At 75.2% G+C, this 17,676-nt stretch carries 17 protein-coding genes; 9 read left to right on the top strand and 8 right to left on the bottom strand.

The genetic code is table 11. From position 1 onward, the window contains the following. Positions 1-6: 6 nt before the first annotated feature. From ACWIX3_RS22165 to ACWIX3_RS22150, 4 genes are all read left to right on the top strand, one after another. On the top strand, positions 7-2,280 hold the full coding sequence (locus tag ACWIX3_RS22165) for a SpoIIE family protein phosphatase (RefSeq protein ID WP_448609508.1): 2,274 nt from the start codon (positions 7-9) through the stop codon (positions 2,278-2,280). Positions 2,281-2,339: 59 nt separating this feature from the next. After that, entirely contained in the window at positions 2,340-2,693 is a 354-nt protein-coding gene (locus tag ACWIX3_RS22160) for a hypothetical protein (RefSeq protein WP_448609507.1), read from the top strand. Positions 2,694-2,783: 90 nt separating this feature from the next. Further along, positions 2,784-3,950: an acyl-CoA dehydrogenase family protein gene (locus ACWIX3_RS22155; RefSeq protein WP_448609506.1), complete on the top strand. Its 1,167-nt coding sequence runs from the start codon at positions 2,784-2,786 to the stop codon at positions 3,948-3,950. Positions 3,951-4,098: 148 nt separating this feature from the next. Then, entirely contained in the window at positions 4,099-5,187 is a 1,089-nt protein-coding gene (locus tag ACWIX3_RS22150) for an acyl-CoA dehydrogenase family protein (RefSeq protein WP_448609505.1), read from the top strand. Between the two features lie 205 nt (positions 5,188-5,392). Here the strand turns inward: ACWIX3_RS22150 and ACWIX3_RS22145 are convergent, their stop codons facing one another. Both ACWIX3_RS22145 and ACWIX3_RS22140 read right to left on the bottom strand, forming a co-directional pair. Further along, positions 5,393-6,013 carry a hypothetical protein gene (locus ACWIX3_RS22145; RefSeq protein ID WP_448609504.1) on the bottom strand — a complete coding sequence of 207 codons (621 nt, stop codon included), beginning with the start codon at positions 6,011-6,013 and terminating at the stop codon, positions 5,393-5,395. A 57-nt stretch (positions 6,014-6,070) separates the two neighbouring features. Next, a complete protein-coding gene (locus ACWIX3_RS22140; protein ID WP_448609503.1) occupies positions 6,071-6,694 on the bottom strand; it encodes a hypothetical protein in 624 nt (207 codons plus the stop codon). A gap of 213 nt (positions 6,695-6,907) precedes the next feature. Here ACWIX3_RS22140 and ACWIX3_RS22135 point away from each other — a divergent pair, with 213 nt between their 5' ends. Together ACWIX3_RS22135 and ACWIX3_RS22130 are read left to right on the top strand one after the other, a co-directional pair. After that, on the top strand, positions 6,908-8,245 hold the full coding sequence (locus ACWIX3_RS22135) for a hypothetical protein (RefSeq protein WP_448609502.1): 1,338 nt from the start codon (positions 6,908-6,910) through the stop codon (positions 8,243-8,245). A 93-nt stretch (positions 8,246-8,338) separates the two neighbouring features. Further along, positions 8,339-9,079 (top strand): alanyl-tRNA editing protein, encoded by a 741-nt coding sequence (locus ACWIX3_RS22130; protein WP_448609501.1) that lies wholly within the window; start codon positions 8,339-8,341, stop codon positions 9,077-9,079. 72 nt (positions 9,080-9,151) lie between these two features. Here ACWIX3_RS22130 and sbnA read toward each other — a convergent pair whose 3' ends face one another. The 3 genes from sbnA to ACWIX3_RS22115 form a co-directional block, all read right to left on the bottom strand. Next, complete coding sequence (gene sbnA, locus ACWIX3_RS22125; protein ID WP_448609500.1) at positions 9,152-10,186, bottom strand: 2,3-diaminopropionate biosynthesis protein SbnA; 1,035 nt, start codon at positions 10,184-10,186, stop codon at positions 9,152-9,154. 314 nt (positions 10,187-10,500) lie between these two features. Beyond that, entirely contained in the window at positions 10,501-11,268 is a 768-nt protein-coding gene (locus ACWIX3_RS22120) for a DUF6308 family protein (protein WP_448609499.1), read from the bottom strand. A 388-nt stretch (positions 11,269-11,656) separates the two neighbouring features. Beyond that, positions 11,657-12,088: a hypothetical protein gene (locus ACWIX3_RS22115; RefSeq protein ID WP_448609498.1), complete on the bottom strand. Its 432-nt coding sequence runs from the start codon at positions 12,086-12,088 to the stop codon at positions 11,657-11,659. A 252-nt stretch (positions 12,089-12,340) separates the two neighbouring features. Here ACWIX3_RS22115 and ACWIX3_RS22110 point away from each other — a divergent pair, with 252 nt between their 5' ends. After that, positions 12,341-12,955, top strand: coding sequence for an excalibur calcium-binding domain-containing protein (locus ACWIX3_RS22110; protein ID WP_448609497.1), 615 nt, complete (start codon positions 12,341-12,343; stop codon positions 12,953-12,955). A gap of 44 nt (positions 12,956-12,999) precedes the next feature. Here ACWIX3_RS22110 and ACWIX3_RS22105 read toward each other — a convergent pair whose 3' ends face one another. From ACWIX3_RS22105 to ACWIX3_RS22095, 3 genes are all read right to left on the bottom strand, one after another. Beyond that, complete coding sequence (locus ACWIX3_RS22105; RefSeq protein WP_448609496.1) at positions 13,000-13,272, bottom strand: hypothetical protein; 273 nt, start codon at positions 13,270-13,272, stop codon at positions 13,000-13,002. 140 nt (positions 13,273-13,412) lie between these two features. Continuing rightward, a complete protein-coding gene (locus ACWIX3_RS22100) occupies positions 13,413-14,450 on the bottom strand; it encodes a glutathione S-transferase family protein (protein WP_448609495.1) in 1,038 nt (345 codons plus the stop codon). A 37-nt stretch (positions 14,451-14,487) separates the two neighbouring features. After that, positions 14,488-14,910, bottom strand: coding sequence for a DUF1810 domain-containing protein (locus tag ACWIX3_RS22095; RefSeq protein WP_448609494.1), 423 nt, complete (start codon positions 14,908-14,910; stop codon positions 14,488-14,490). 89 nt (positions 14,911-14,999) lie between these two features. On the opposite strand from ACWIX3_RS22095, the gene ACWIX3_RS22090 reads away from it, so the two are divergent. Further along, positions 15,000-16,079, top strand: a complete 1,080-nt coding sequence (locus tag ACWIX3_RS22090) for a DUF3048 domain-containing protein (RefSeq protein ID WP_448609493.1) — start codon at positions 15,000-15,002, stop codon at positions 16,077-16,079. Positions 16,080-16,217: 138 nt separating this feature from the next. After that, positions 16,218-17,675 carry an AAA family ATPase gene (locus ACWIX3_RS22085; RefSeq protein ID WP_448609492.1) on the top strand — a complete coding sequence of 486 codons (1,458 nt, stop codon included), beginning with the start codon at positions 16,218-16,220 and terminating at the stop codon, positions 17,673-17,675. Position 17,676 lies beyond the last annotated feature (1 nt).

The raw sequence follows: 17,676 nt of genomic DNA, 5'->3' as shown, positions 1-17,676 counted from the left end.
GCGGTCATGGACGAGCCGCGGCGGACCGACCCCCGGGAGGGGCCTGCCGGGCTGCGCCGGCTGCTCGAGGACGACCCGGCCGACCTGTACGAGAACGCCCCGTGCGGCTACTTCTCCGCACTCCCCGACGGGCAGGTCGTCAAGGCCAACCGCACCTTCTGCGAGTGGACCGGGCGGGCGGTCGGCGAGCTGACCGGGCTGCGTTTCCAGGACCTGCTGAACATCGGCAGCCGGGTGTTCTACGAGACCCACCTGGCGCCGCTGCTGCGGATGCAGGGCATGGTGCGGGAGGTCGCGCTCGACGTCGTCCGCGCCGACGGGTCGCTGCTGCCGTGCCTGCTCAACGCGGTCGAGGTGCGCGACGAGGCGGGCGCGCCGCTGCTGGTCCGGGCGACGGTGTTCGAGGCGACGTCCCGGCGCCGGTACGAGCGGGCGCTGCTGGCCGCGCAGCGCGCCGCGGCGGAGTCCGAGCGCCGGGCGCACACGCTGCAGCAGGTGGTGTCGGAGGTGTCGGCGGCCTCCTCGGCGCGCGACGTGGCCGAGGTGATCGTGCGCCGCAGCCGGGAGGCGGTCGGGGCCAGCGGCGCCGCGCTGTGGCTGGCCGGTGAGCGGCGGGCGAGCCCGCGGGCCGAGCTGTCGGTGCCGCCGCTGGAGCTGGTCGCCGCCGACGGCATCGCGCCCGAGCTGCTGGAGGCGATGGAGGCCGCGGCCCTGGGCGGCGCGGAGCTGGTCCGCGACGGCGGGGTGCACACGGTGCCGCAGGGTGCAGGGCTGCGTTCGGTGTGGCCGGGGCTGGCCACCGCCATGGAGGACGCCGGGCAGGAGGCGCTCGTCGTCGTCCCGGTGGACGCCGACTCCCGGCACCTGGGCGCCCTCGTGCTGCTGCTCGGCCTGACGGGCGACAGCGGACTGATCGACCTGACCGCGCCCGGCGAGCGGGGGCAGCTGGTCCAGGCCGACGCCGACCTGCTCGCCACCGTCGGCCGCCAGGCGGGTCAGGCGATCGAGCGGGTGCGGCTGTTCGAGGAGACCACGCGGCAGGCCGAGCGCTCGGCGTTCCTGCTCGACGCGGCCCGGCTCATGGCCTCGGCCGGAGACGTCCCCGAGACAGCGGAGCGGTTGGCCGAGCTCGCGGTGCCGCGGCTGGCCGACGTCTGCGTCATCGACCTGGTCGGCGACCACGGGCTGGTGCGCGCGGCCGCCCGGCACGGCGACCCGGCACGACGGCACCTCGCCGCCGAGCTGGCCGAACGCCACCTGCCGCACCACGGGTCGCCGCACCCGGCCGTGCAGGCCGTGGACATGGGCCGGACGGTGTGGATCCGGGAGGTGACCGACCGGTGGCTCGCGCAGGTCACCGCCGACGAGGAGCACCTCCGGGTCGCCCGCGCCCTCGAGCTGGTCAACCTCGTCTGCGTGCCGCTGCTGGCCGACGGACGCGCGCTCGGCGTCCTGAGCCTGGGCAGCGACCGGCGGCGCGGGCCGTTCACCCCGGCCGACGTCGAGGTGGCCGAGCAGCTGGCGCTGCAGGTGTCGCAGGTGGTGGACAAGGCGCAGCGCCTGGAGCTGGAGACCCGCACGTCGCACACGTTGCAGGGCAACCTGCTGCCGCCGGCACCGCCGCCGGTACCGGGGCTGGCGGCCGCCGTCCGGTACCTGCCGGCCAGCCGTGGTGCCGACGTGGGCGGCGACTTCTACGACGTCGTCCCGCTGCCGGACGGGCAGGTGGCGCTGGCCGTGGGGGACGTCGTCGGGCACGACATCACCGCGGCGGCGGTGATGGGCCAGCTGCGCAGCGTCTACCGGGCGCTGCTGGCCGACCGGCCGCCGCCGAGCGCGGTCATCGACCGGCTGCAGGCCGGCTGGTCGCTGCTGGGCCTGCGGCTCATGGCCACCGCCTTGTTCGCGGTGCTCGACCCGGGCAGCGGCCGGCTGCGCATCGCCTCCGCCGGGCACCTGCCGCCGCTGCTGATCGAGTGCGGGACGGCGGAGCTGCTCGACGTGCGGCCCAGCCGGATGCTCGGTGCCCCTCCGGCGCCGGGCCCCGCGGTGGAGTGGGCGGGCGTGCTCGCGCCGGGGGCGACGCTGCTGCTCTACACCGACGGCCTGGTGGAGAGCCGGGACTCCGACATCGACCAGGGCCTGGCCGCGTTGCGGGACGCGGCGGTGCGGGCCGGCACCACCGACCCCGACGAGCTGTGCGACCGGCTGCTGGCCAAACTGGCGAGCGGGGTGCGCGCCGACGACGTGGCGCTGCTGGCGATCAGCCGACGCCCCTAGCGCCTGCTGCCTCCGCGGGTCACCATCAGGGACAGGCACGTGCGGCGCGGGAGGCGGCCATGGAGCGTCGACCCAACCCGGTGACCGAGTCGATCGACGGGGCCACCGGCGACATCACGATGTCCGGCGACGCCATGCGCTGGTCGCCGGAGCTGGCCGACGGGCAGGCGCGGGCGGTCGGGGTACCAGGTGCACTCCCCGGGGTGGACGTCGCCGCCGGCTTCGGTGCGCTGCTCGGCCTCGACGGCCCGGGGGTGCGGCGGCTGGTGTCCGGCGCGGTGACCTCGCTGGCGACCGTCGCCGGGGACGTCGTCGCCGAGCTGCGCCAGCTCACCCGCGCGCCGGAGGAGGACGAGGGCCGGGAGGACGACGGCGCCCCGCCCGGCACCCCGCCGACGTCGCCCCCCGGCTGACCGGGGTCCGCGGACGCCGCCGCGCTCGCCACGCCGCCGCCCTGTACAACCAGGGGGGCACAGCCACACCGACGTGGGGAGTCGCACCGCATGAGCAGTCCGCTGACCCTGGCGCCCGCGCCGCCGTCCGAGGCCGCCGAGGAGGTCCGCACCCAGGTGCGGGCGTTCCTGGCCGAGGAGCTGGCCGCGGGCACCTTCACCACGCACGTCGACACGTGGCTCTCCGGTGTCGACCCGGCGTTCTCCCGCAAGCTGGGCGAGCGCGGCTGGCTGGGGATGACCTGGCCGAAGCAGTACGGCGGGCACGAGCGCTCGGCGATGGAGCGCTACGCGGTGACCGAGGAGCTGCTGGCCGCCGGCGCCCCGGTGGCGGCGCACTGGATCGCCGACCGGCAGTCGGGACCGAACCTGCTCCGCTACGGCACCGAGGCGCAGCGGCAGGCGATCCTGCCGCGCATCGCCGCGGGGGAGTGCTACTTCGTCATCGGCATGAGCGAGCCGGACTCCGGCTCCGACCTCGCCTCGATCCGCACCCGCGCGGCGCGCAACGCCGACGGCGACTGGGTGGTCAACGGCGCCAAGGTGTGGACGTCGAACGCGCACCACTCGCACTACGGGATCGTGCTGGTGCGCACCGGCCCGCCCGGGGAGGGCCCGCGCGGCAAGCACCAGGGTCTGACCCAGCTGCTGGTCGACCTGTCGTTGCCGGGGATCGGCATCAACCCGATCCGCATCCTCGACGGCGGCCACCACTTCAACGAGGTCGTGTTCGACGACGTCGTCGTCCCCGGCGACATGCTGCTGGGGGAGGAGGGCGCCGGCTGGCACCAGGTGACCGCGGAGCTGGCCTTCGAGCGGTCGGGGCCGGAGCGGTTCCTGTCGACCTACCCGCTGCTGGCGGAGTTCGGCCGGCGCGCCTGCGACACCGGCGACCGCGCACAGCTGGCCACGCTGGGCCGGCTCTCGGCGCGGCTGCTGGCGCTGCGCCAGCTCTCGCTGCGGATCGCGGCGGCGCTGGACCGCGGCGAGCTGCCCGACATCCCGGCGGCGCTGGTCAAGGACGTGGGGACGACGTTCGAGGCCGATGTGGTCGACGAGATCCGCCGGGTCGTCGAGGTGATCCCGTCGCTGGACTCGCCGGACCCGCTGGGGCGGGCGCTGGCCGAGGCGCAGCTGCACGCGCCGGGCTACACGCTGCGCGGCGGGACGAACGAGATCTTGAGAGGCATCGTCGCTCGCGGGCTGGGGCTGCGATGACGACGGCCGAGCGAGCATCGCAGGGAGCTGCCTCGAGCCCGTCAGGCGGTGAGCATCGCAGCGAGCGCCAGCGAGCGACCGCTGGGGCGACTGGCGCATGGACCGAGGAGCGGAACGAGAACGGGGTCGAGACGGGGGCATGGCGCTGATGGCATCCGACCAGGACCTGGTGATCGAGACCGTCCGCGACATCCTCGCCGGCCACGAGCCGTTCTCCCTCACCGCGGACACCGCGTGGGACGCCGGGCTGTGGGCCGACCTGGCCGAGGCCGGGCTGACCGGGGTGGGGCTGCCCGAGGAGGCCGGCGGTTCCGGCGGCGAGCTGGCCGACGCGGTGGCCGTCGTCCGCACGCTGGCCGCCGGTGCCGGGGCGGTGCCGGTGGCCGAGCAGCTGCTCGCCGCCGGTCCCGCGCTGCTGGCCGCCGACCTCGACCTGCCCGACCCGGCCGAGCCGCTTACGCTGGCGGTCGCCGGGGCGGTGCACGGCGAGCCGTCCGACGACGGCGACGGGCCGGGGCGCTGGACGCTGACCGGCACCGCGACGGACGTCGCGTGGGCGGGGGTCGCCGAGCACGTCGCCGTCCTGGCGCAGCCGCCCGAGGGCATCGAGGGTGCGGTACTCGCCCTGGTGGACGCCGAGGGACTGGCGACCAGCGACGCGCGCAACCTGGCCGGGGAGCCGCGGGGGTCGCTGGTGCTCGGGGGTACCGCGGCGTCCGGCGCGCTGCTGACGCCGGCGCAGGCCGGCGAGGTGCGGGCCCGGTACGCGCTGGCGCGGGCGGTGCAGATGGCGGCGGCGCTGGAGCAGGTGCTCGCCTGGACGGTGCAGTACGCCGGGGAACGGCAGCAGTTCGGCCGGCCGCTGGGCAGGTTCCAGGCGGTGCAGATGGAGCTGGCACAGATGGCCGGCGAGGTCACCGCGGTGACCGCGCTGGTCGACGCCGCCGTCCAGGCGCTCGACCGCGGCGCTGACCCGACCACCCAGGACGTCGTCCTGGCCACGGCGGCGGCGAAGGTGCGCGCCGGTGCGGCGGTGGAGGTCGTGGCCCGGCTCGCGCACCAGGTGCACGGCGCGATCGGGTTCACCCAGGAGTACCGGCTGCACCACCTGACCCGGCGGCTGTGGTCGTGGCGCGACGAGGCCGGCTCCGAGCTCACCTGGTCGCAGGTGCTCGGCGTCGGGCTGCTCGCCGAGGGCGGCGACGGGCTCTGGCCGGCGCTGACCCGGGTGGTCTAGGGGAAGGACCTCCCCGCCTCCCGTCCCTCGTCGACGGACCCGTCCTCCCCGCCCCCCGCAGGCTGAGGGCGGGACCCGGGACGGGGCCGGCGGGCCCTGGACGGTGGCCGTTCCCGTGCGTCACCACGCTCGCGGCGGCCCCTGCGGAGTGGCCGTGCTCCGTCGCCGGGCCGGCCGGTCCTCGACCCGGGCGGCCCGGCCGTGCTCACGTGGTCTCGGGGACCCGCAGGTGGGCGAGGACGAGCTCGAACTCGGCGACCTCCGTGATCTCGCTGTCCACGGCGGCGGCGAACTCCTCGCGGACGGCCGTGGCGTCGGTCCGGGAGCGCTCCAGCGTCAGGCGGTCCGCGTAGGTGACCGAGCCGGCGGCCCGGCCCTCCCGGCGGTCGACGAGCAGACTGGCGCTGCAGAAGCCGTCGAGCTCCTCGAGTCGCGGCAGCAGGCCCGTCCGGTAGGCGTCGAGGGCCTGCGCCACCCGGCTCGGGTCGGTCCGGGTCCAGGTGACCCGGGTGCAGGCTCCGTCGGGCGCCTCGTGCACGCGGTGCACGACGGCGATCTCCCACGTGTGCAGCTCCACCGACCCGCCGAGGACCTCGGCGAAGCGCGCCCGCAGCGGCCGCAGCTGCTCGCCGGTGCCGGCCATGGCGGCCTCGTCCTTCCAGGACGTGGTGGCGATGCAGCGCCCGGTGTCGCGGTCGGCCAGCATCGACAGGCCGACGTAGCCGGGCAGCCCCTCGACGGCGGGCATGACGCGGTCCCGCAGGAAGGCGACGCCGTCGTCGATGGCCTTCGGGTCGCCGTGGACGGTGGTGGTGCGTGCGAACACGTGGTGCCTCCTCATCCGGCCGGGCCGGCCGGGCCGCGCCCGGCCGGCCCTGCGGGGTCACGCGGTCTCGGGGACCCGCAGGTGGGCGAGGACGACATCGAACTCCCGGACGTCGGTGACGGCCAGGCCCATCCTCGTGCCGAACTCGTCGCGCAGCGCGCGGGCGGGCTCGCGGTTCTCGACCATGTCCGCCCGGCTGTCGTAGGTGACCGCCGAGACGGCCATGCCCTCGGCAGCGTGTGTCATGAGGCTGACGCTGCAGAAGCCGGCGAGGTCGTCCAGCCGCGGCATCAGGCTCATCCGGAAGGCGTCGATGGCGCGGTCCATGGCGTCGGGCTCGCCGCGCAGCCACGCCACCCGCGCGCAGGCGCCGTGGTGGGCCTCGTGGCGGCGGTGCATGGCCGACACCTCCCACTCGTGCACCTCGTACTCGTCGGCGCCGAAGGCCTGCACCGCGCGGTCCCGCATCGGTCGCACCCCCTCGGCGCTGGCCTGCATCGACTCCCGGTCGTGCCAGGACGTCGTGACGATGCACATCCCGGACTCCCGGTCGGCGAGCATGGACAGGCCGACGCAGCCGTCCATGCCGCGGACGGCGGGCATCACCTCGTCGCGCACGTAGTCGGTCCCCGCGTCGATCGACTGGGGGTTGCCGCGGATGGTGGTCGAGCGTGCGTACACGGCACCGCTCCTCTCCGTTGCGCTGGAGTTCCCGGACGGCGGTGCTCGCGCGGCATCGCCGCGCCGCCCAGCGTCCTCGCGCCGGCAGCCGGTGGCAACGGCCCGGTGCGTCCGACCACGTCCTGCAGCCTGCCGGGTCCGGTGGGATGGTGGCCGGGTCCGGCCCGGCGTGAGCAGCGGCGCCCCGGCCGCCGACTCCTGCAGGGGGTCCGCATGGCGCAGCACAGGTCGCTCGGGCGTCGCACCACAGCCATCGGGATCGGCACCGCCGTCGCCTTCGCGGCGGTCGCGTTCTGGGGCGTCCCGTCGGGGAACGCGACCGGCGAGGACGGCGCCCCGGCCGCGCCGTGCCTCGGTGGGGACGCGGTGCTCACGGTGGAGGAGCAGCGCATCGGCCTGCCCCTGGTCGAGGGCGGCGAGCCGGCCGACGAGCAGTTCCTCCGCGCTGCCGGTTTCGAGGAGGCCGTCGCGCGGTTCACCTCGGACCTGTGCGCGGCGCAGAGCCTGGTCGAGGTCGAGGAGCTCGCCGTCCGCCACGGTGAGTCGCTGTGGGAGCTGGCCGTGGCCCGGGCCCAGGGCGAGGCACGGATCGGCACCATCGACCCGTACGACGACCGGCCGCTCTACTGGGCCCGGCTGCACATGACCCGGGCGGTGCGTTCGCTGGAGGCGCCCTTCGAGCTGAGCGGCATCCAGCGCAACGCGCTGGTGCACGTCCTCGACCGCGCCTCACGCGGGATCACCACCATCGACTGGCCGGAGCAGCCCGGCGACGCGCGGCGCGTGATGATCAGCGGGTTCGACACCTACAGCCTCGACCAGAGCCTGCGGAACTCCAACCCGTCGGGAGCCACCGCGCTGCAGCTCGACGGCCGGACGCTGGAGACCGACGCCGGCCCCGTCGTCGTGCAGGCCGTCGTGTTCCCGGTCAACTGGACCGACTTCGACCAGGGCGTCGTCGAGGACGCTTTCGGCCAGGTCCTGGTCACCGGTGAGGACCGCGCCGACCTGATCATGACGATCAGCCAGACGTCGCGCGGGCGGATGGACGTCGAGCAGTGGGCGGCCAACGCCCGTGGCGGGTCCCCCGACAACAACCGCAACGTGCTCTTCGGGCCGATCTCCCGCCCGTCGCACTGGCCGCAGCCGTTCGACTCACCGCAGTGGATCGAGACGACCCTCCCGTACGAGGCGATGATCGCCGCCGGGACCGGCCCCTGGCCGGTCGTGCTCAACGACGGGATCTGCGAGTGGCCCGCGGGCACCTTCCCGCGACCGTCGGCGGTGCGCTGCCAGGACGACCCCTCGGAGGGCTCGACCGCGGCGTCCGGGCCGGGCGGCAGCTACCTGTCCAACGAGAGCATGTACCGCTCCAACCGGCTGCGGATCGGTCTGCAGGCCTGGGACGTCCCTGGCGGGCACCTGCACATCTCGGCGCTCCAGTACCCCGAGGACCCCGCGGTGCTGACCGATCCGGGGTTCGAGGCCGACCGCAGGGCCGTCGTCGACCAGACGATCGCCCTGGTCGCAGCGGCCGGCGCGGCCGCCTGAGCCCGGGATCGCCCGGACGGCGCAGCTCCGGCCGCCCGGGTCCCCGAGGGCTGACGGTGGCCGCCGTCCACCCGGACCGGGCAGCATGCCGGGGTGACCACCGCCGGCGAGCCCCACGGGCACACCCACCGCCTCGACCTGGCCGACGCCACCGTGCGGGAGTGGGACGCGACGGTCGTCGCGTCCCACCCGGAGCAGGGCATCGTGCTCGATCGCAGCGCCTTCTACCCGGGCGGCGGTGGGCAGCCACCGGACGAGGGCGTGCTGCTGTGGGGCGGTGTCCGCACCCGGATCGCCGGCACGCGGAAGGGTGACGAGCTCTACCTCGTCCCGGTCGAGGGGGACCCGCTGCCACCGCCGGGCACGGCCGTCCGCGGCGCGCTCGACGACGAGCGGCGCACCCGGCTGATGCGCACCCACTCCGGGCTGCACGTGCTCACCGGCGTGGTCTTCCGCGACTTCGGCGCGCTGGTCACCGGCGGCAACATGGAGCCGCTGACCGCGCGGATGGACTTCGACCTGGCCGAGGTGCCGCCGGACTTCAAGGAGCGGGTCGCCGAGGCGGTCAACGCCGAGATCGCCGCCGACCGCCGCATCGAGGTCACGACGCTGCCGCGCGAGGAGGCGTTCGCGATCCCGGACATCATCCGGACGGCGACCAACCTGCTCCCGCCCGACATCGAGGTCGTGCGGATCGTCGACATCGTCGGCCTGGACACCCAGGCCGACGGCGGCACGCACGTGGCCTCGACGTCGATGGTGGGCCGGGTCGAGGTGACCAAGATGGAGAACAAGGGCCGCGGCTTCCGGCGGCTGCGCATCCGCATCGTCTGACGTGCCGGTCCCGGGGCCGGAGCCGATCAGCTCCCGGCCCGGCACCGGGTGGCGCCCAGGCGACCTCGGACGTCACCGGGGCGTCCACGGGGACCGGGGCACGGGGATCTGCCGCAGCGGCGCGCTCCGGCGCGCTGCGCCCTCCTCGAGCGAGCTCAGCACGTCGTCGCCGTAGATGTCCTGCACCCAGTTGGTCTGGTAGACGGTGTCGAGGTAGCGCTCGCCGAGGTCCGGGGCGATGGTGACGGCGGTCAGGCCGTCCCGGCCGTTCCGGGCCAGCCAGCTCGTGGCCCCGCTGACCACGGTGCCGGTCGAGCCGCCGAACAGGAAGCCGCGCCGGGCCAGCCGGTGGCAGGCGCGCACGGTGTCCGCCTCCTGCACCATCACCACCTCGTCGATGTAGGACTCGTCCAGCAGCGGCGGACGGACGGCCATGCCGAGACCGGGGATCGCCCGGTTGCTCGAGGGACCGCCGAAGGACACCGAGCCGACGACGTCGACGGCGACGATGCGGACGGATGGGCGGTGCTCGCGGAACCACCGGGCGCAGCCCATCAGGGTCCCCGTGGTGCCGGCTCCGACGAAGAGCACGTCCAGGTCCGGGAACTGCCGGTCGATCGCGGGCGCGGTCTGGCGGTGGTGCGCCTGCCAGTTGTTCTGGTTCTCGTACTGGTTGAGCCACACGTACCGGGGGTCGGCGGCGCACCGGGCCTTCACGTGGTCCATCCGCGCACCGAGCAGGCCGCGGGTCGGGTCGGCCACCTCGGTGACCACGTGCACCTCGGCGCCCAGCGCCTCCATCAGCAGCCGGGTCTGCAGGTTGCAGCGCGGGTCGGTCACGCACAGGAACCCGTAGCCCTTGCTCGCCGCGATCATGCTCAGCGCGACGCCGAGGTTGCCCGACGAGGACTCCACGATGACCGATCCCGGCCGCAGCCGTCCCTCGCGCTCCGCGGCTGCCACCATCCCGCTCGCCGCCTTGAGCTTGACCGATCCGGCGAAGTTGAGCCCCTCCACCTTGAGGAACAGCGAGTGCCCGACCACCGACCGCAAGTCGATGAAGAGGTCGTGCTGGTTGTACTCGTGCGGCTGGGAGATGACGGTCACGATCCGTTCCTCGTCTCGTCGGCGCGGGACTGCGGTGTCGTCGCGGCTCGTGGGTGGAGGGATCCGAGGAGAAGAGTCCGGTGGGGCGCCGCTTGATACGACCGGGCGGGCCCCGATCGACGCGGCATCCCCCACGGTCGGAGGTGGGGTCATCCCCACCCCGCAGCGAGCACGCCTGGCCGTGTGGGCGCATCGTCGCGATCCGCCGGGCGACGGACGTCGGACGTCGGACCAGCGCGACACGGACACCTGATGCCCGGCAGAGGAGCGGGGTGGGGTCCGCGACGCACCGTCGGCCGGCTGGCTGATGGGGGTCAGCCCTGGAGCGCCGCCCACTCCGGGGTGTGCCTCCCGAGGGCGACGGCGTGGGTCAGGCGCAGGCTGCCGCTGAGCCAGACCAGGACGTCGTGCAGCCGCAACCGGGTGAGCGGGACGCCCCCGGTCGCGGTCAGCAGTCCGGACGCCACGGTCTCGAGCGCGTCGAACGCCTCGCCGTTGGCCAGCAGCTCCCGGTGCACTACCGCCTCCACCCCGCTGTCGCCCTCCTCGAGGTGGGGCGCCAACTGACGACGGGTGGTGGTGCCGAGCAGCGGGACGAGGTCCGGACGTCGGTGGTGCAGCGCCGCCGAGAGGTGGTCGCGCTGCCGGCCGGCACCGCGTCGCCCGATGGCCCGGAGGGCGGCGCCGACCGTGCCCGGCTCCTCCAGCAGCGACACCTCCTCGGGCGGGAGCTCCCAGAAGGCCCGGCCGCCGGCCCGCGCCGCCGCGCCGTCGGCAAGCGAGCCGGCGTCGTCCAGCGCGGAGCGGGCCGCGGCCCAGCCCGCCGGGTCGAGGCGGCCGTGCAGCCCCTCGGCGACCAGCACGTCGTCGTCGCCGAGCGGTCCCGCGACCCGCTGCCGGCAGTCGAAGCGCTCGTAGCCGAAGGCCGGGATCTGCACCCACCGGCCCTCCGGACGGCCGGGGGAGCGGAACCACAGCGGCCGTCGTCCCCGCGCGTACCCGAGCACCGCCGCGACCGCGGTGTCCCACGGGACGGGGTCCGGCCCCGCGCTGGGCAGCGACAGCGGAGGGCCGGCAGCCATCCGCCCAGCCTGGTGGACGGCGGGCGGTACCGCTGCGTCGGGTGAGGCAACGGCCCCGCCCCCGGCACCGGTCGACGCCGGGGCCGGCGCGGCGTCATGCGCAACGGTGCGGACGACGGCTGCTGTGCACGCACCTCCATTGCCCGTACCACGCGTGGGCCTACGGCCCGGACGGCTCGCACGGTGGTGGAGTGCGACTGGCGGTACGCGCCAGAGGTGGCCGCGGGGCTGGACCTCTCCCGGTCGGTGGAGCTCTTCCACCGGGTCGACGAGCGGGACCTCGCCGCATGCGAGCGCTGCCAGCCGGCGATGGGCTCGCGCGCCCACGCCCGCGGCGGGCCGGCCCTGTGGGGCCGGTCGCTGGTGTCCCGCTCCCGGCGGACGAGGGTCACCCCGCCGGCAACCGCCCCGCCGGTGGCCCGACGACCGGCACCACCCGGCCGCCCGCGGCGAGGTGGAGGCTCCAACCGCCCTCCACCACGTCGTCGAGGAGGAGCCACAGCCCCTCGGCCCACTCGTCGTCGTCAGCGGTGATCACGGCGTGTCCGGGTCGACACAGCACCATCGCCAGGTGGGGGACGTCCAGGCCCTCGGTGAGCGTCTCGTGGACGTCGACGAGGCCGCGCAGCGTCAGCGGGTCGGGGGCCGCCGGCAGGTCCTCGATCGGCACGACGACCGGCAGGGAGCGCCCGTCGGCGGTGAGCCACATCAGCCAGAGGCTGCGGGTGGCGAAGACGGGCGGGTCGAGCAGGTCGGCCCAGCGCTGGGTCAGCTCGGCAGCCGAGCGGACGGGCACCTCGGCGAGCGGGGGAGTCGTCATGCCCGGAACCCTCGCCGCGGGGTGCGTCGCCGCGGCCGGCCGTCCACAACGGAGCAGCCCGTCCACACGGCCGACGACGCCGTCCGCCCGTCTCTGCTAGCGGCTCATCCAGACCACCCGCACCAGCCGTCGCAGCTCCGATCAGCCGGTACACCGCGGGTCCTGCGCGCACGTACGGTGCCGCTGCACCACTCGGAACGGGGGACCAACGATGACGCCGACCGACCCGGGCGCCCGGGCAGCACGCCGTCCGTGCACACCACGCAGACGATGCAGCTCCCCGCGCAGCTGCCCGCAGCGGAACCTGCGGAGAAGCAGCGCAGATGGCTGCGGTGGGCGATCCCGCTGCTGGCGTTCCTGCTCGGCATCGGTGTCGGCGGGGCGGGCAACGGGACCGACGTGACGACCACGTCGCAGTACCGGTCGCTGCAGGCACAGCTGGACACCGCGCAGGACGAGGCAGGCGCGCTCAGCGACGAGGTGGCCGCGGCAGAGGAACAGGTCCGGGCGGCGGCCGCGGCGGCGCAGGCCCAGGTCGAGCAGAGCGCCGCCGCGATCAGCCAGCGCGCCACGGCGCTCGACCGGCGGGAGCAGGACCTCGTCGCACGAGAGAGCGCACTCCGGGCGACCGAGCAGGCGTCCACCAGCCGGACCGGCACCAGCAGCCCGTCGTCCTCGTCGTCCGGCTCCGTCCCGTCCGGCGCGGGCAGCGCGCCGGTGGCCGAGACCGAGCCGGAGGTGTCGACCAGCGTGTCCTACCGCAACTGCTCGGAGGCGCGTGCCGCCGGCGCCGCCCCGGTGCACGTCGGCGAACCGGGCTACGGGCGGCACCTCGATCGGGAAGGTGACGGGGTCGGCTGCGAGTGACCGCACGGGGCCGGTCCTGACGATGTCCGGACCGGCCCCGTGCGTCAGTCCTCGGACCCGCCGTCGTCGGGTAGGACCTCGATGCCCGAGTCCGGCGCCAGGGCGACGAGAGCGGCCATGACCTCGAGGCCGAGCGTCGCCGCGAGCTGGTCGAACGTCATCGGCGAGACCATCGCGGCGTACCGGAGCGCCTGCAGCTCCATGTGCCCGCCGTCCTCGGTGCGCTTGAGCTCGACGACGACGAGCTGGCCGGTGCGGTCGACGCAGAGCAGGTCGATCCGCCGCTCGACGTCGAGGTCGCCGAACTCCTCGGCCACCACGAGCAGGTCGTCGCCGAGGACGTCGATGCGGTCGCGGAGCGCCGCCTGCAGGTCCGCGCGCTCTCACACGCCCTCGGCCGCGAACGTCGTCGCCGGGACGTCGGCGAAGGCGCGGTCGGGGGTCAGCTCGAACAGCGTCACCGGTGGCCGAGGCCGCCCGGGCCGTGGTCGTCCGGGACCCGCTCGGCCCCCGGCGGCGGACCGGGCGGCGTCCCGTCGCCGAAGGGCCGGCCGCCCAGCTCCTCGCGGCCGTGCGGGGTGAGCCAGTTCGACGTGTCCGGCCCCTGCGGGATGATCCGGGTCGGGTTGATGTCGGCGTGGACGACGTAGTAGTGCTCCTTGATCTGCGGGAAGTCGATCGTGTCGCCGAACCCGGGGGTCTGGAACAGGTCGCGCGCGTAGGCCCACAGCGCCGGCATCTCGGTCAGCTTCTGCCGGTTGGCCTTGAAGTGGCCGTGGTAGACGGGGTCGAAGCGGGCCAGCGTGGTGAACAGCCGGATGTCGGCCTCGGTGATCGACTCGCCCATCAGGTACCGCTGGCCGGACAGCCGCTCCTCCAGCCAGTCCAGCGCCGTCCACAGCCGCTCGTACGCCTTGTCGTACGCCGGCTGCGAGCCGGCGAAGCCGCACCGGTACACGCCGTTGTTGACCTCGGTGTAGACCCGCTGCATGACCTCGCCCATCTCGTCCCGCAGCTTCTCGGGGTAGAGGTCGGGCGCGCCCTCGCGGTGCAACGCCGTCCACTCGGTGGAGAGGTCCAGCGTCATCTGGAGGAAGTCGTTGGTGACCACCTGCTTGCTGGGGACGTCGACCAGCGCCGGGACCGTGATGCCGCGGTCGTAGTCGGGGAACCGGGCGAGGAAGGCCTCCTGCAGCCGCTCGTAGCCCAGCACCGGGTCGCGCCCGCCCGGGTCGAGGTCGAAGGTCCAGGACCGCTCGTCGTGGGTCGGCCCGCACATGCCCATGGAGATGGCGTCCTCCAGGCCGAGGAGCCGGCGCACGATGACCGCGCGGTTCGCCCACGGGCAGGCCCGCGCGACGACGAGCCGGTATCGCCCGGCCTCCACCGGCCACCCGCCCGACCCGTCCGCGGTGATCCGGTCCGGGATGTAGTTGGTGTCGCGCGTGAACTCCCCGGAGGTCACGTAGCCCGAGCCGCTGTTCTCTTCGCTCACGCCCTCCAGCGTGATCGACTCCGCGCCGGCCCGCTCGTCAGAGCCGCGTGGTGGTCGCCTCGTCCCGCCGACCGGAGTAGAAGCGCTCGAGCACCTCGCCGAAGACCGGCTCGTCGGGCGCGGCCGCCTCGAACAGGGTCATCGACGAGCGCAGCTTGAGCGCGTCCACGGACCCGAGCACCCGCACCGGGTCGTCGCCGGGCAACGCCAGCAGCGCACGTGCGCACCGCACCAGCCGCGGGCCCAGCACCGGGTGCGCCAGGTACGCGCGCGCCTCCTCCAGCCCGCCGACCGCGTACCGCTGCGCCATCGGGCTGTGCCCCAGCCCGGCCACCTGCGGGAAGACGAACCACATCCAGTGGCCGCGCTTGGCCCCGGCCCGCAGCTCGCGCAGCGCCTGCTCGTGCACGCCGCCGTCCTGGGCCCGGACGAACCGCTCGAGGTCGAAGGGGTCGCTCACCACCCGTGCATGTCCTGGCGGGACCGGACCCAACCGCGAGCCGGTACGAGCCGGTACGGGCCGAGGTCCGGTGTGCCGATGTTCTGTCCATGACCACCGATCGGGACCGTCGCCGGCGCTCACCGGGCCGGGCGCGGCGCCGTCTCGGCGCCGCCCTCCTGGTGGGCCTCGCGCTGGGCGTCACGACCGCCTGCGGGCCGGACACCACCGCTGCCACGGCGGGGACCGAGACCCCCGACGCCACCACCCCGCCACCGCCACCGCCGGTGCTGTGGCCGCTGACCGGGGTCGACAGCGCGGGCGCGGACGTGGACCGGCCCGCCCTCGCGGTCAAGGTCGAGAACTCCGTCGACGCCCGGCCGCAGACCGGTCTCGACGCCGCCGACACGGTGTGGGAGGAGGTGGTCGAGGGCGGCATCAGCCGCTACGTCGCCGTCTACCACTCAACCCTGCCGCCGACGGTGGGGCCGGTGCGGTCGGTGCGCCCGATGGACCCGGCGATCGCCGCGCCGCTGCGCGGCCTGCTCGCCTTCTCCGGTGGCCAGAAGCCCTTCGTCACGGCCACGCGTGAGGCGGGCCTGCAGGTCGTCGACCCGGGCACCGGCCCCGGCTTCTCCCGGATCGCCCAGCGCGTGGCGCCGCACAACACCTACGTCGACCCGGCCGCACTCCTGGCGCAGGCCGATCCCGGTCACGCGGCGGCACCGCCCGCGCAGTTCGTCGTCGCCGGCCCGGGGGAGCAGCCCACCGCCGCCGTCGCCGGCACGCCGGCCGGGGTCCTGGACCTGCGGCTGTCGCGGATCGCCACACCGCGCTGGACCTGGAGCCAGCCGGACGGCGTCTGGCTGCGGGCCGAGGGCAGCGCCCCGGCCGTCGAGGCCGACGGCGCCCCCCTGCGCGCCACCAACGTCGTCGTCCTGCGCGTCGACGTGGTGGACACGAGGTTCGTGGACAGTGCCGGTAACCCGGTCCCGGAGACGGTGATGGTCGGCAGCGGGGAGGCGCTGGTCGCCACCGGCGGGCGCACGGTCCCGGTGACCTGGAGCAAGGCGTCGGTCACCGACCCGGTCGTGCTGACCGGCGCGGACGGCCAGCCGGTCCGCCTCGCCGCGGGCAACACGTGGGTGGAGCTCGTGCCGAACGCCACCGGCTCCGTGACCGTCGGCTGACGGCCGCGGGAGCCGGTGCGGGGGACGCCGGCTGGGCCGGGAAGTCGCTGGTCGGGGAGCCGCCGAGCTGCCAGGCTGCGCGGGACCACGAGGCACGGGCGGGCGCCCGCGCCGGTCGAGGCGGACGGGGAGGTCCAGGTGCAGGGGAGCTTCGTGGCGTACGGGCCCGTCCCCGACGGCTCGACGGCGGGCGAGGACCGCGGTCCCGAGCTGGCCGACCTCGGCAAGCTCGCCCGTCGTGGCCTGCGCGCGGTGACGAAGGCCGCCCGGGCCGGTGACCAGGTCACCTTCTCCTCGCTCCTGCGGGGGCACCTCGGCGCGGCCGCGGGCGGCGACGTGGTGGAGGAGACCTGGCCCGGCTACGAGCACGTCAACGTGCAGGCCGGCCTCGACGCCTGGCTGGCCGCCGGCGGGCGCAGCAGCGAGACCGTCGGCGTACTCAACTTCCGCCACCAGCACTTCGGCCTGGCCGAGCTGCTCACCACGGGCGACCGGCCGCACACCTTCGGCCTCCGGCCGGGCAACGCCGCGACGGTCAACCTGCCCAGCGGCCCCGACGGCGCCACCCGGGCCTGCCTGCGCTGCGCCCTGGTGCTGACGACCGACGGCGACGTGCGGACGGCGCTGCTGGTGCGCGGCGCCGAGCCCGAGTCCGGGCTCACGCGGATCTCGGTGCAGGCCCTGTCGACCGACGACGGGGCCGCGCGGGCCGCGGTCCGGGACATCCGCGCCGCCGCCGACCGCGAGAACGTCTTCCGCGGCCAGGTGCTCTCCTTCGACCAGGAGGTGTTCGGCCACGGGCAGACGCTGCTGCAGTTCCACCGCCGACCGCACCTCGAGGACGGCCAGCTGGTGCTGGCCGCGGAGACGCTCGCCGGGATCGAGCGGCAGGTGGTGGACGTCGCCCGGCACAAGGAGCGGCTGCTCGCCGCCGGGCAGCACCTCAAGCGCGGGCTGCTGCTGTACGGGCCGCCCGGGGTCGGCAAGACGCACACGGTCCGCTTCCTGGTGGGCCGGCTGCCCGGCACCACGGTCGTCCAGCTGACCGGCGGGGCGCTGCACCTGATCGCGGAGGCCTGCTCGGTGGCCCGGGCGCTGCAGCCGGCGATGGTCGTGGTGGAGGACGTCGACCTGATCGCCGAGGACCGCGGCATGCACCCCGGCCACCACCCGCTGCTGTTCCAGCTGCTCAACGAGATGGACGGCCTCGCCGAGGACGCCGACGTCGTCTTCCTGCTGACCACCAACCGCGCCGACCTGCTCGAGCCGGCGCTGGCCGCGCGCCCCGGCCGGGTGGACCAGGCGGTCGAGCTGACGCTGCCCGACCGCGACGCCCGCCGGGCGTTGTTCGACCTCTACCGGGGCGACCTCGGGATGGACCTCTCGGCGCTGGACGAGGTGCTCGACCGGACCGACGGTGTCACCGCGTCGTTCCTCAAGGAGCTCATCCGCCGGGCGGCACTGTTCGCCGCCGAGCGCACCGCCGACGGCGCCCTGCACGTCTCGGCCGACGACCTGACCGCGGCGCTGGACGAGCTGCTCGACACCCGCAACGCGATGACCCGCACCCTGCTGGGCGCCGGGGACCGCGGCTGAC

The sequence above is a fragment of the Geodermatophilus sp. URMC 60 genome (assembly GCF_053502585.1).
This window is presented reverse-complemented; position numbering and strand designations above follow the sequence as displayed.